Below are 13,400 nucleotides of genomic sequence, written 5' to 3'. Positions count from 1 at the left end.
CCGGTCAGGTGCGGTGCCGCTGCTCGACCGTGCAGTCGGGACCGGGGAAGATCAGCGTCTGCGTACCGTCGTCGAACCTGACCAGGTACGGGGGTTCGCCCTGGTCGCCGTGCACCTCGATGACCTCGCCCTCGCGGTCCACGATGCCGACCGCTCGGCTGTGGATATGCAGCCGGTCGCCCACGTCTGCGTGCATCTGCGGGACTCCTTTCGATGGTGGTTCCCGGTGGTGGATGGTCCTGCCGGGGGCAGTTCCTGAGGGCATCCCATCAGAGCGCGACCGTTCGCACGCCTTGCGTTACTCCGTCCGGCCGGGGATGTGGCCGGCGCCGGGGAGGGGGTCGGCGAGGGAGTCGGAGACGGGGGAGTGGGCGGCGGCGGTGGCAGCGGCGGCTGGGACGGGTGCGGGCGGCGCGAAGCGGGGTTCGCGGCGCTCCAGGAACGCGGCCAGGCCCTCGCGGACGTCCGGCGCCTCGCGGGAGCGGCGCTCCCAGGGGGCGAGGGCGGCGCGGGCGGCAGCCGGATCGGGCGCGGCCAGCGCCGCCTTGGCCGCGCCGATGGTCTGCGGCGAGCGGGCGGCCAGCAGCCGGGCGAACGCCAGGGCGCGGGCGTCGAGCAGCTGCGGCGGGTGCACCTCGTCCAGCAGGCCGAACCGCTCGGCGCGCTCGGCGTCCACCAACTCGCCGGAGAAGAGCAGGTACTTGGCCCTGGCCGGCCCGACCAGGCCGGCCAGCCGGGCGGTGGGGACCGCCGGGTAGACCACGCCGAGCTTGGCCGGGGTGATCCCCAGCCGCGCGTCCGCCGCGCCGAACCGCAGGTCGCAGGCGAGCGCGAGCTGGCAGCCGCCGCCCACGCAGGCGCCGTGCACCACGGCCAGCGTGGGGTGCGGGAAGGCGGCCAGCGCCTGCTCCGCCTCGACGTTGCGCGCGTGGTAGGCGTCGGCGCGGGCCGGATCGGCGTACACGGTGGAGAGTTCGGCGATGTCGGCCCCCGCGCTGAAGGTCCCCGCGGCGCCGGCGACCAGCAGGGTCCGCACGCCCGGTCGGGCCGCGAGGCCGGCCAGCAGTTCGGGGATCGCCTGCCACATCGCGAGGGTCACGGCGTTGCGCCGCTTCGGCCGGTCGAGGACGAGCACGGCCACGCCGTCCGCCTCGTCGTGGAAGACGCGCAGCCCCTCGGTGGGGGAGGGGAGTTCGGCGCGGTCGGCGGTGAGGGTCTGGTCGGTCATGCGGCCAACTCTCGCAGGTGGATGCGGTGGCCGACGGTGGTGGGCATGGTTGAATGCGCGGGACGGTGAGGGTGCGACCGAGCCGTGCCTGTCCGCGTTGTGCGTTGCCCGAGCTGTGCCTCTCCGCATTGTGCGTTGCCCCAGCCCGCCGAACCGGCAGACGAGGAGTCGATCAGTGGACCAGGAAAAGCTGCTGTCCCGGGACGCCTGGCTCGCCTCGCTGCCCCGCTCCTACACCGCCGCCGGCACCCTGCTGACCGACGAGGCGGGCCGGGTGCTGGTGGTCAAGCCCAACTACCGCCCCGGCTGGCAGTTCGCCGGCGGCGTCATCGACCTGGGCGAGGACGCGCTGGAGTGCGCGCGGCGGGAGCTGCGGGAGGAGACCGGGCTCGACCGGGAGATCGGCCACCTGCTGGTGGTCGGCTGGATCCACCCCTCCGAGCAGCTGAACCACCCCTCGGTGCACTTCCTCTTCGACGCGGGGAGCGTGCCGGTCGGCACCGAGATCACCCTCCAGGAGGCCGAACTGGAGGAGTACCGCTGGGTCGAGCCGGAGCAGGCCTGCGAACTCCTCGGCGAGGCACGCGCTCCCCGGCTGCGGGCCGCGCTGGCGGCCAGGGCGGACGGCGTGGTGCGGATCGTGTCCGGGACGGTGTCGGGGATCTGAGGCGCGGGCGCTTCGGGGCCTGACCGGTTGAGACGTGGCGGTGCGGAGTTGGTGAGCGAAGTGGGCATGGGGACGGGCATGGGTGTGGGGAGCGGAACGGACATGGGGACGGGCGTGGGTACCGGGACGGGCATGGGCTCGGGGGCGCTGGCGCCTGGGCAGGTCGAGGTCGGCTGGGTCGCGGTCACGGCGGCGAACGCAGCAGCCGCCGGCGCTGCCGCGGCCGGGGTGCTCGACGAGGCGGAGCGGCAGCGCGCCGCGGCGTTCCGGCGGGACGAGGACCGGGCGCTCTACCAGGTCGCCCACGTGGCGCTGCGCAAGGTGCTGGCCGAGCGCCTCGGCCGCGACGCCGCGGCGGTGACATTCCGGCGGGCCGTCTGCCCGGGCTGCGGCCAACTGCACGGCCGGCCCGAGCCGGTGGACGCGCCGGGCCTGGAGTTCTCGCTCTCGCACAGCGGCGACCTCGCGCTGATCGCGCTGGCCGCGCACCCGGTCGGCGCGGACGTCGAGCGGGCCGACGCCTTCGCGCCCGGCGCCGGTGCCGAGGTCGCCACCCAGCTGCACCCGGCCGAGCAGGCCGAACTGGCCGCGCTGGCCGATCCGTCGCCGCAGCGCTGGGCGGCTGCGGCGGTGCGCTGCTGGGTGCGCAAGGAGGCGTACCTGAAGGGGACGGGCATGGGCCTCGGGCGGGGCGTCGGCGTCGACTACGTGGGCCTCGGGCCCGGGTTCGGGACGGCGGCGAGGGGGTCCGGTGCGCTGCCGTCGGGTGCACAGGCGTTGGGTGCACAACCGTCGGGTGCACAACCGTCCGGTGCGCTGCCGCCCGCCGGGTGGGAGCTGCGGGCGGTCGAGGTGCCGCCCGGTTACGACGCGGCGATCGCGCTGCGGCTGCCGCCGGGCCTGTCGGGCGAGGCGGTCCGGGTACGTTCGGTGGAGTTGCGCCTGAGCTGACGGAACGTCGGGTGGTCCGATCCCTCCCGGGCTATTCGGTCCGGGTGCGCTCGCTCGGGTCGACCAGCCGCGGCCGGACCCTGGGCTCGCGTTCCAGCAGCCCCAGCCCGGCCATCCGTTCGGCCGCCAGCAGCACCGCCTGCTGCAGCGCCTCGGCCGTCGCCTCGACCGCCGGCACCGCCCCCGACGGCCCGGTGCGCCGCAGCAGGCGCACGACGTAGCCGCCGGGCACCGCGAGCCCGGCCACCACTCCGTGGGTCAGCCGGCTCGCGGCCGTTGCGGTCAGGATCGCCGGGCCGAGTCGAGCCGCCAGCATGCTGTAGACCGCGAACGGATAGCGGGCCACGTGCTGGACGGACGGCACGATGCCGTGCTCCGCGGCCAGCCGCTGGAAGACCACGCCCCGCGGTGAGTCGGCCGGTGCTCCGATCCACGGCCGGCCCGACAGTTCGGCCCAGTCGGCCGGCTCCGCCCACCCGTCGGGCAGCACGAGCCGGTACTCGTCCTCCAGCAGCGCCGTGGCCCGGACTCCGGGCGGCAGCGGGGTGGGTGCGTCCTGGTCGTCGGCGATGACCAGGGCGTCCAGCTCACCGAGCCGCAGCGCACGCAGGCCCTCGGCCGGCCCTGTTTCGACCAACCGCGGCTGCAGGGCCGGATGCGCCGTGGCGAGCAGGTGCAGGGCGGTCGTCGCGAAGTAGCTGATCGCGGTTGCCGGAACGCCGATCGCCACCGGCCCCGCCGCCTGCTCGCCCAGCGCGTTCAACTCCCGGGTGGCGTCGGTGAGGGCCTGCTGGATCCGTTCGCCCGCCTGGGCCAGCAGCCGCCCCGAGGCGGTCAGTTCGGCCCGTCCGCCGGTGCGGTCCACCAGCGGGACGCCCGTCTCCCGCTCCAGCCGGTTCAGTTGCTGCGACACCGCCGACGGCGTGTGCCCCAGGGCCCGCGCCGCGGCCGCCACGCCGCCGCCCTCGGCTATCGCCCGCAGGATCATCAGCCTTTTCGGATCGAGCTCCATTGCGCCACCTCTCCCGTCTCTCCCGTCCATGTGCGTCCCGGCGCCGGCCCTGGCTCTGCGCTGGCCCGGCCCGTGCTGCCGTGCCCGTGCTGCTCGGTCCGCGTTGCCGTGCCGTGCCGTGCCCGTGCTGCTCGGTCCGCGTTGCCGTGCCGTGCCCGTCGCACCGTTAGCGAACCTACCGGGGGCATGCAGCTGTGCTGTCTTCCGGCAGCCCGGGCGGTCGGCCACAGTGAGGACGCCCTCGTCGGGCCTCGCCCCGCCTGCCGCCCGCCTGCTCACCCCGTGCCTCTCGGAGACCGCTCATGCCGCTGCCCCGTCCGCTCACCGCCGTCTGTACCGGAGTCCTCCTCGCCGCCGCAGTGACGGGCTGCCAGTCCGGCGGCGGCCCGGGGCGCACAGCCGGCACAGCCGGCGCGGCTGCCACGGCTGCCACGGCGGCTGCAGCTGCCGAGGCCGCCCGCTGGACGATCGCCATGCCCCCGGTGGCCAACGGCTACCAGCAGCAGCAGCCCACCGCCGCCCAGTTGAGCAAGATCAACGACACCATGGCCAAGCTGACCGCCCAGCTCCACCTCGACGGCCAGACCGTCACGGGCCTCTACGACGACCCCGCCGAGGACGCCTGGCTGATCGTCACCGGAGTCAACGGCAGCGGCTTCGACCAGAACGCCCTGCAGACCCTGATCAAGTCCCCCGCCATCAGCGGCGACGGCGCCGGGGACAAGTTCAGCACCACCTACCAGTCGGTCGACCCCGGCCCGCACGGCGGCAGCGACACCTGCCAGCAGACCCTGGAGACCAGCCCGAGCATCTACGGCACCCTGGCCGTCGAGTCCACCACCTGCATGTGGCTCACCCCGACCACCTTCGGCGCCGTCTACTTCGACAACAAGCGGGACGGCAAGATCGACTCCCACTCCTCCGCGATCACCCCCGCGATCGCCGGCCCGATCATGCGGGGCATCCGGGACAGCGTCGAGCACAAGTCCTGAGCCGGGGCGGTAGTGGTACCGCTCCGGATCGGCGGTGGCGCGGGAGGTTGCCCGGTGGGTCGCCGCACGAAGTGGGTCGTATGCAAGCGGCTTTCGGTGAACCGGCCCAGGGCCGAAACGACTCTGGGATACTGAAGCGTGTGACCACCGCGCCGCCGCCGCAGCCCTTCGCCTACCTGAACGCCCCCAAAGCCCAGTTGCACGGCCAGGTGCTGGGCGTGTTCGCACAGGCGAGGGAACGGTTCACGGTGCACCTGCGGCCCGAGGACGTCGTCGCCGAGCTCCGACAGGCGCCTGAGCAGCAGGCCTTCTCGCTGGAGGCGGTCGGCGCTTCGCTGGAGCAACTGGTGGAGTGGGGCAACCTGCGGGCTGACGCCGACACCGGCCGGGTCACCTCCGTCGAGGACTTCCACCGTGCTCGCTACCTGTACCAGTTGACCCGGCACGGCCAGGCGGCGCTGCGTGCCGTCGCGCTCTACGAGGAAGCGCTCGGGCAACGCGGCCAACTGCAGTCCGTCGCCCTCGCCGACATCGCGGAGCAGCTCGGTCCGCTGCTGGCGCTCGCCGAGCAGGAGGACCCGGACCCGGCCAAGGTGCACCTGGCGCTTCTTCAACTGGCCGACCGCTTCGGCAGCCTGGCGGACAACGCGCAGGCGTTCATGGCCTCGCTGCGTCGCACGGTCGACTTCCAGGACGGTGACGAGGAGGCGTTCATCGCCTACAAGGACCGGCTGGTGGAGTACATCGAGCGCTTCATCGCGGACCTGGCCAACCGGGGCGCGCAGATCGCCGACCTGATCGACCGCCTGGAGGTGGCCGGGGTGGGCCGACTGCTGCTGGCGGCTGCCCAGCGCGAGGCCGTCGACGCCGTTCCGCTGGGCGATGAGGGTGCGGACGAGGCCGAGGCCGATCGGGCCAGGCAGGCGGCTCTGGCGCCGGCGCTGGCGGCCTGGGAGAACCGGTGGCGTGGGCTGTCCGACTGGTTCCTCAGCCGCTCCAGCCGCCGGCCCTCCCAGGCGAAGCTGCTGCGCGGTGCCGCGGTCAGCGCCATCACCGGGCTGGTCAACACCGTCGCTGCGCTCAACGAGCGGCGCGGCGGCCGTAGCGACCGCTCGGCCGATTTCCGGGCGCTGGCCCGGTTCTTCGCCGAGGCACCCGACGACGCGGCGGCGCACCGGCTGTGGCGCGCGGCCTTCGCGCTGACCCCGGCCCGGCACCTGACCGTGGACGCGACGACCGAGGCGGCGTGGCAGGACGCGGATCTCGCGCCGGCCACACCCTGGGGTGAGGCACCGCCGCTGGAGATCAGTCCGCGGCTGCGCGAGACCGGTTCGTACGAGCGGCGCGGCGCGCCCAACCGGGTCGCCGACCGGACCGCGGCCCGGCAGGCGCTGGCCGAGCAGGTCGAGCGGGAGGCGGCGCAGACGGCTGCCGCGAGGGCGAGGCTGGCCACCGACGGTCCGGTACTGCTGTCCGCCCTCGCGGGCCCGGACGGGCTGGACACCCAGGAGTTCCGGCTCTTCCTGGCCGTGCTGGGTGACGCGCTGTCGGCCCGGGTGCCGGGGGAGAGCGAGTCGTCCGCGATCACGGGCGACGGGACGATGGAGGTCCGGTTGAAGCTGGTGGACGCGGAACAGGTGGTCGAGATCCGCACGGTGGACGGTGTGCTGTCCGGCCCCGAGCACGTGGTCGAGATCATCGACCTCGCCCCGGCAGGAGACCCCGAGTGAGCGCCGTGCCGCTGGTCGACGCCCAGGCGGAGCGCCGCCGCGCGGCCCGGGCCCTGCTCGCCGCGCCGCTGCTGACCATCGTCGACGAGGCCGCCAAGGAGGACTTCCGGCTGGTGCGCAAGTACGCGGCCGAGCTCGCGGCCTGGTTCACCCAGGAGACCGGCTGGCGGCTGGTGGTCGACACCGAGACGGCCCGGCTGTTCAAGACGCCCGCACGACTGGACGACGCGACCCGCCCCGCCCGCGCGCCGCGCACCAAGGTGGCGTTCACCCGCCGGCGCTACGTCCTGCTCTGCCTGGCCCTGGCCGTGCTGGAGCGTGCCGACGCGCAGGTCACGCTCGGCCGGCTCGCCGAAGGCGTGCTGACCGCCGCGGCGGATCCGGCGCTGGCGTCGGCCGGCGTCGAGTTCCGGATGGAGCGCCGGGAGGAGCGCTCCGACCTGGTGGCGGCAGTCCGCCTGCTGCTGGAGTGGGGCGTGCTGCACCGGGTGGCGGGCGACGAGGAGGCGTACCTGTCCGCCTCCGCCAACGACGTGCTGTACGACGTGCGTCGGCGGGTGCTGGCGGGCCTGCTGGCCACGACCCGCGGTCCCTCCACCGTCACCGCGGCCGAGCCCGAGCGGCGGCTGCTTGCGCTGACCGAGGAGGTCCTGCCGGACACCGACGAGTTGCGGTTGCGCTCGCTGCGCCACCGGCTGACCCGGCGACTGCTGGACGACCCGGTCGTGTACTACGACGAACTGCCCGAGGACGAACGCGCCTACCTGGTCTCCCAGCGGCACGCGATCACCCGTCGGATCACCGAACTCACCGGCTTGGTGGCCGAGTCGCGCGCCGAGGGTGTCGCCATGGTGGACCCCGACGACGAGTTGACCGATGTGCGGATGCCGGAGCAGGGGACCGAGGGTCATGTCACCCTGCTCATCGCCGCGCACCTCGCCACCACGGACGGTCCGCACACCGAAGCGGAGCTGGTCCGGCTGGTGCGCGAGCTCGCCCTCCAGCACACCGCGTACTGGCGCAAGTCCGCCGCCGAACCGGCCGCCGCTGCCGACCTGCTGACGCAGGCCCTGGACCGCCTGAGCGCCCTGGACCTCGTCACCCGGGACGCCGACCGGGTCGGCGCCAAGCCCGCCCTCGTCCGCTACGCCCTCGCCGCCCCGACCATCCGGAAGGCCCGCACCCGCTCATGACGCTGCCGCAGCCGACCAAGACCCGCTGGCAGCCGTTGCGCGCCGGGCTGGTCGACATCTTCTACTACGACGCCGAGGAGTTCCGCTTCCACGACGGCCGACTGCTGCTGCGCGGCAACAACGGCACCGGGAAGTCCAAGGTGCTCGCCCTCACCCTGCCGTTCCTCCTCGACGGCGAACTGGCGCCGAACCGGGTCGAGCCGGACGGCGACCGGGCCAAGCGGATGGAGTGGAACCTGCTGCTCGGCGGCAAGCACCCCCACGACGAGCGCACCGGCTACACCTGGCTGGAGTTCGGTCGGATCGGCGAGGACGGCCTGCCGCAGTACCGGACCATCGGCTGCGGGCTGAAGGCCGTCAAGGGACGCGGCATCGCCAAGCACTGGTTCTTCACCACCCCGCTGCGGATCGGCCCCGAGCTGCCGCTGCTCTCCGCGACCCGGGTCCCGTTCACCCGGGAGCGGCTGCGCGACGCCCTGGGCGGCCGCGGACTGGTGCACGACACCGCCACCGAGTACCGCCGCGCGGTCGACGAACAGCTCTTCGGCCTGGGCCAGGAGCGCTACGAGGCACTGGTCGGGCTGCTGATCCAGCTGCGCCAGCCGCAGCTGTCCAAGAAGCCGGACGAGAAGCTGCTGTCGAAGGCGCTGACCGAGTCGCTCCCGCCGCTGGACGCGGCTCTGGTCGGCGAGGTCGCCGAGGCGTTCCGGGGCCTGGACGAGGAGCGGCATGCGCTGGCGGCGCTGTCCGAGGCGTCCGGTGCCGCCGCGAGCTTCCTCACCCACTACCGCCGCTACGCACAGATCGCCGCCAAGCGCCAGGCCGGCGTGCTGCGCGTCGCACACAGCCGCTACGAGCACCTGGGTCGCGACCTCGGCGAGGCGGAGGCCGAACACGGCACCGCCGAGCAGGAGCTGGCGCACGCCGAGCAGAGCCTCGCGGAGCTGGAGGACAGCCGGGTCCGCCTGACGGCCGCCCGTGACGCGCTGAACCGCAGCCCCGAGATGGACGCGGCCCGCGAGCTGGAGCAGGCCGCCCGCACGGCCGAGACGTTCGGCCGGGCCGCGCTCGACCGGGAGGCCGCCCGGGAGGCCGCCCGGCGCACCGCAGCCGACTGGAGCCGTCGCGGCGCCGCCGCGCTCGCCCAGACCACGACCGACCAGCACGTTCTCGACCAGGCCCAGCTCGCCGCCCGCCAGTGCGCCGAGGAGGCGGGACTCGACCACCGGGCGGTCGCCGAGGCGCTGGAACGCGATCACGCGCCCTACCAGGACACCCGCCGCACCGGCGAGCGGGCGCTCGAACGCCGCCGCCAGGCCGTCACCGGCCTGACCGAGCTGCTCGCCGCCACCGAACGGGCTCGCGGCCGGGCCCGTGACGCCCAGGTGGAGGCGGGCCGCCGGGCCTCGGACCTGGAGGCCGGGCGGGAACGCGTCGCGCTCGCCGATCAGGCCGTCCTCGGCCAGGGCGGCGAACTGGTGACCTTGTACCGGGCCTGGACCCTGGGCACCACCGAACTCCGGCTCGCCGACCCGGACCAGGCGTTGGCCGCCCTGGAGGCGTGGACCGAGAGCCTGGACGGACCGAACCCGGCGGCCGAGGCCGCGGCTCTCGCGCACCGGGATCACGCGGCCGTCCTGACCCGCAGGGAGACCGAGCTCGACGCCGAGCGCGCCGCCGTCCGGCGCGAGCAGGGCGCGGTGGCGGAGGAGATCGCCCGTCTGGAGTCAGGTGGTCACGACGCCCCGCCCGCCGTGCACACGCGCGACCACCACGGCCGCTCCGACCGCCCCGGCGCACCGCTGTGGCGGGCGGTGGACTTCGCCGACACCGTTCCGCCGGCGGAACGGGCCGGGATCGAGGCGGCCCTGGAGGCAGCCGGCCTTCTCGACGCCTGGCTCACGCCCGACGGCGCCCTGCTGGACCCGCGGACCCACGATGCCGTGCTGCTGCCCGGCCCACCCGCCGGGGGCGCATCGTTGGCGGCCGTCCTGCGCCCGGCCGTCGACCGGGACGACCCGCAGGCCGCCGCCCTCGGCGACGAAGCGGTGCTCGCCGTGCTCGCGGCGGTCGGACTGGGAGCGGACTCGCCGTGTGCGAGCTGGGTGGCCGCTGACGGTGGCTACCGGCTCGGTGTGCTCGCCGGCTCCTGGAGCAAGCCCGCCGCCGGCTACATCGGTGAGGGCTCCCGCGAGGCGGCCCGCCGCGCCCGGCTTGCCGAGCTGACCGAACGTCGCGTCGAACTCGCCGCCGCTCTGGGCATCTTGGACGAGCAGCGGGCGGTGGTCCGGGAACGCGCGGTGGTCCTTGCCGCCGAGTTGCGCGCCGCCCCCGCCGACCAGGCGCTTCGGGAGGCGCACGCCCGCCGTGGCCACGAGGCGGAGACGGTGCGACGCCTGTCGGAACGTCAGATCGAGGCGGAGGGCGAGGCGGTGACTCGGCGCGAGGAGGCCGAGGAGGCCGCCGCTCGGGCCGAGGAGTACGCCGCCGACACCGGCCTGACGGCCGATCGGGAGGCGCTCGACGCCGTGCGCGAGGCCCTGTCCGGTTACCGCGCCGCCCTCGCCGCGCTGCTGCCCGCGGCTGTGGCCCGGGCCCGCTCCGCTGCCGACGCCGCCGAGGCCGCCGCGGAGGCGGAGTCGGCCGCGCAGACCCTGGCCGATGCCGTCGAAGCCGCCGAGGGCGCGCGCCGCACGGCCGAGGCTGCCGCCGAACGGCACCGGGTACTGGGCGAGACCGTCGGGGCGAGCGTGGAGGAGCTCTTCCGGCGCCTGGCCGAGACGGACGCCGCCCTTGAGCGGCGCGACGGCGCCGAGAAGGCCGCCCGGGCCGCGCGCGACACGGCCCTGGCCGCGCGGGCGAGGGCGGAGGGCCGGTACACCGAGATCCGCGCCCGGATCGGCGAGGCCACCGGGGAGCGGGAGCGCGCGGTCACCGCACTGCGGGCCTTTGCCGCCACCGGCCTGCTCGCCACCGCCGTCCCCGGGCTCACCGTCCCGCCCTCGGACGAGCCCTGGGTCCCGACCCCGGCCGTCGCGCTGGCCCGGTCCGTCCACCAGGAACTGGAGGCCGTCGACGATGCCGACCGGCGCTGGGAGCTGATCCAGCAGCGGATCACCGCCGAACACAAGATCCTCACCGACGCGCTCGCCCGGCACGGCCACTCGGTGGGCATGACGCTCCACGAGGGCGTCATGGTCGTCGACGTGCTCTTCCAGGGCCGCAGCCACGACGTTCCCGCGCTCGCCGCCTCGCTGGGCGAGGAGGTCGAACAGCGGGGCCGCCTGCTCTCCGCGAAGGAGCGCGAACTCCTGGAGAACCACCTGGTGGGGGAGGTCGCCGGTGCCCTGCAGGAGCTGATCGCCGGTGCCGAGGAACAGGTCCAGGCGATGAACCGGGACCTGGCGGAGCGCCCCACCTCCACCGGTATGGCGCTGCGCCTGCTCTGGCAGCCCGCCAAGGACGCACCGCAGGGCCTCGAAGCCGTCCGCACCCGCCTGCTGCGCCAGTCCTCGGACGCCTGGCGTCCGGCCGACCGGGCGCTGGTCGGTGAGTTCCTGCAGGCCAGGATCGCGCAGGATCGCGAGGAGCACCCCGGCGACTCCTGGGCCGACCAGCTCACCCGCGCGCTGGACTACCGGGCGTGGCACATGTTCACCATCCAGCGCCGGCAGGACGGCCAGTGGAAGCCCGCCACCGGTCCGGCCTCCGGTGGGGAGCGGGTGCTGGCCGCCTCGGTACCGCTGTTCGCCGCCGCCTCCTCGCACTACTCCTCCGGCAGCCCGCACGCACCGCGGCTGATCGCCCTCGACGAGGCGTTCGCCGGGGTGGACGACGACTCCCGCGCCAAGTGCCTGGGCCTGCTCGCCTCCTTCGACCTCGACGTGGTGATGACCAGCGAGCGCGAGTGGGCCTGCTACCCCACCGTGCCCGGGATCGGGATCGCCCAGCTGACCCGGCGTGAGGGCTTCGACGCGGTGCTCGTCACCCCGTGGCGCTGGGACGGGCGCGAGCGCTCGCGGGAGCAGCGGCCGGTGCCGCACGTGCCGGCTGCGGCGCACGTGCCGGCAGTGGCGGTGAAGGCGGTACCGCAGTCCGACCTGTTCGAGTTCGAGGAGGCGTAGGCCGGTGGCCGACCTGCCCCGGCTGCGCCGCATGCTCGGTGGTCCCGAGACCGCCTGGCTGGTCGAGCGGGTGCGCGAGCGGCTGGCGGCGGGACGCCCGCTGGACACCGCGGTCGTCCTGGCCGCCGCCTCCGTCGAGCAGCGGCGCGCCGTCGAGCTGCTGCTCGGCCGCCGGCTGCGGGCCGGCCGCTCGCTCTCGGTGCCGCTGGCCGATGTGGACCGGGTGCTCCGCGAGTCCCTGGCCTGCTCGGACGGGCTCGCGGCCGCCGTAGTCCTGCTCACCGGGCCGGTCGCCGACCGCCGGGCCGAGGCGCTGGCCTCGGCCGAGGCGTGGCGGGCCGCGTTCGTGCCCCTGGACGCCGCCTGCGACCGGCCCGACCTAGCGCCCTGGCGCGCGCGGGTGGAGTCCACCGGCCTGCTCAAGCGGATCGCTGCGGGAGATCCTTCGGTGGCAGGTCGGTTGGCCGACCAGGCTGCGCGCGTGCTGGCCGAGCTGACCGCTGACGAGCTGTCCGCCGGCCCCGGGGCCGCGCTGACCCTGCCCGTCCTCGCCGCCCGCTGCCTCGGCGACGCGCACGCACTCGACGAGGGGCGGCCGCTCGCCTCGCTCGTCTGGTCCGCCGTCAAGGCGCTGGCCGGGCTGTCGGACGAGGAGGCCGGTGGCGCCGAGGGCCGCCGCGCGGGCTGGGCCGCGGTCGGTGTGGCGACCGACGAGCTCTCCTCGCGGGTGCTGACCCTGGGCCTGCCCGGATCGACCCACGGCACCACCGGCCGGATCCTCGCCGCCGCGCGGGAGGGCGGCGAACCCTGCGTGCTGACGCTGCGCCAACTCGCAGCTGGGGTTGGAGCGGTGCCCGAGTCGGTCCGGGTCTGCGAGAACCCGGCGGTGGTCGCGGCGGCGGCCGCCTCGCTCGGCGCGGACTGCCCGCCGCTGGTCTGCGTCGAGGGCAACGTCTCGCTGGCGGCGCGCACGCTGCTCGGCCGGCTCGCCGAGCGCGGCAGCCGGCTCGCCTACCACGGCGACTTCGACTGGGGCGGCGTCCGGATCGCCGCAGGTCTGCTGCGCCTGCCCGGTGCTGTCCCGTGGCGCTACGATCACGCCGCCTACCTCGCGGCGGTCGAACGCGGCCTCGGCGCGCCGCTCACCACCGGGACCCCGGCGCCCACACTCTGGGACCCCGCGTTGCGCGAGGCCATCGAGGCGCACGGGGTCAGGGTGGAGGAGGAGCTTGTGCTCGGTGAACTCCTGGCCGACCTGCGCGGGTCGTGCGGGTAGCGAGGCGGCCCCTCGCTCGGGTCGGGTCTCGGGTTGGGTGGCGAGGGGCCGGGTGCCGGGGCAGGCGGTGGAGTCGGCGTGGTGGTCGAACTCGCCGTCCTGGACGCCTTGGGTCCCAGGCGTCCAGGTAGGCGACGCCACGCTCGGGCGGCAGGGGCTCGCCCGTACCACTGTCCGTGCAGGACGCGTTGAAGACCTCGGCGGCGCTGAGCGGGAGCAGGCGACCT

General features: G+C 75.1%; 10 protein-coding genes. 7 read left to right on the top strand and 3 right to left on the bottom strand.

All coding sequences use genetic code 11. From position 1 onward, the window contains the following. Positions 1-4: 4 nt before the first annotated feature. Entirely contained in the window at positions 5-196 is a 192-nt protein-coding gene (locus tag OG500_RS13245) for a DUF1918 domain-containing protein (protein WP_327066930.1), read from the bottom strand. A gap of 102 nt (positions 197-298) precedes the next feature. After that, positions 299-1,228: an enoyl-CoA hydratase/isomerase family protein gene (locus tag OG500_RS13240; protein WP_327066929.1), complete on the bottom strand. Its 930-nt coding sequence runs from the start codon at positions 1,226-1,228 to the stop codon at positions 299-301. 175 nt (positions 1,229-1,403) lie between these two features. Here OG500_RS13240 and OG500_RS13235 point away from each other — a divergent pair, with 175 nt between their 5' ends. Continuing rightward, entirely contained in the window at positions 1,404-1,895 is a 492-nt protein-coding gene (locus OG500_RS13235) for an NUDIX hydrolase (RefSeq protein ID WP_327066928.1), read from the top strand. A gap of 114 nt (positions 1,896-2,009) precedes the next feature. Continuing rightward, the gene (locus OG500_RS13230; protein ID WP_329579987.1) at positions 2,010-2,846 is read left to right on the top strand and encodes a 4'-phosphopantetheinyl transferase family protein; all 837 of its coding nucleotides are present in this window, start codon (positions 2,010-2,012) and stop codon (positions 2,844-2,846) included. Positions 2,847-2,877: 31 nt separating this feature from the next. Here OG500_RS13230 and OG500_RS13225 read toward each other — a convergent pair whose 3' ends face one another. Continuing rightward, on the bottom strand, positions 2,878-3,858 hold the full coding sequence (locus OG500_RS13225; RefSeq protein WP_329579984.1) for a LysR family transcriptional regulator: 981 nt from the start codon (positions 3,856-3,858) through the stop codon (positions 2,878-2,880). Between the two features lie 302 nt (positions 3,859-4,160). On the opposite strand from OG500_RS13225, the gene OG500_RS13220 reads away from it, so the two are divergent. The 5 genes from OG500_RS13220 to OG500_RS13200 all read left to right on the top strand — a co-directional run bounded on the left by OG500_RS13220 (position 4,161) and on the right by OG500_RS13200 (position 13,173). Then, positions 4,161-4,850, top strand: a complete 690-nt coding sequence (locus OG500_RS13220) for a hypothetical protein (protein ID WP_329579981.1) — start codon at positions 4,161-4,163, stop codon at positions 4,848-4,850. A 140-nt stretch (positions 4,851-4,990) separates the two neighbouring features. Next, on the top strand, positions 4,991-6,580 hold the full coding sequence (locus OG500_RS13215) for a TIGR02677 family protein (protein ID WP_329579978.1): 1,590 nt from the start codon (positions 4,991-4,993) through the stop codon (positions 6,578-6,580). Then, positions 6,577-7,773 carry a TIGR02678 family protein gene (locus OG500_RS13210; RefSeq protein WP_327066923.1) on the top strand — a complete coding sequence of 399 codons (1,197 nt, stop codon included), beginning with the start codon at positions 6,577-6,579 and terminating at the stop codon, positions 7,771-7,773. The genes OG500_RS13215 and OG500_RS13210 overlap by 4 nt, the downstream gene beginning before the upstream one ends. Further along, positions 7,770-11,897 (top strand): TIGR02680 family protein, encoded by a 4,128-nt coding sequence (locus tag OG500_RS13205; RefSeq protein WP_329579973.1) that lies wholly within the window; start codon positions 7,770-7,772, stop codon positions 11,895-11,897. Before OG500_RS13210 ends, OG500_RS13205 begins: the two co-directional genes overlap by 4 nt. A 4-nt stretch (positions 11,898-11,901) precedes the next feature. After that, positions 11,902-13,173: a TIGR02679 family protein gene (locus OG500_RS13200; RefSeq protein ID WP_329579970.1), complete on the top strand. Its 1,272-nt coding sequence runs from the start codon at positions 11,902-11,904 to the stop codon at positions 13,171-13,173. The last annotated feature ends 227 nt before the right edge of the window (positions 13,174-13,400 follow it).

It is taken from the genome of Kitasatospora sp. NBC_01250 (genome assembly GCF_036226465.1).
Classification (GTDB): Bacteria; Actinomycetota; Actinomycetes; order Streptomycetales; family Streptomycetaceae; genus Kitasatospora.
The sequence above is the reverse complement of the archived record's forward strand: the minus strand, read 5'-3'. Positions and strand labels throughout refer to the sequence as shown.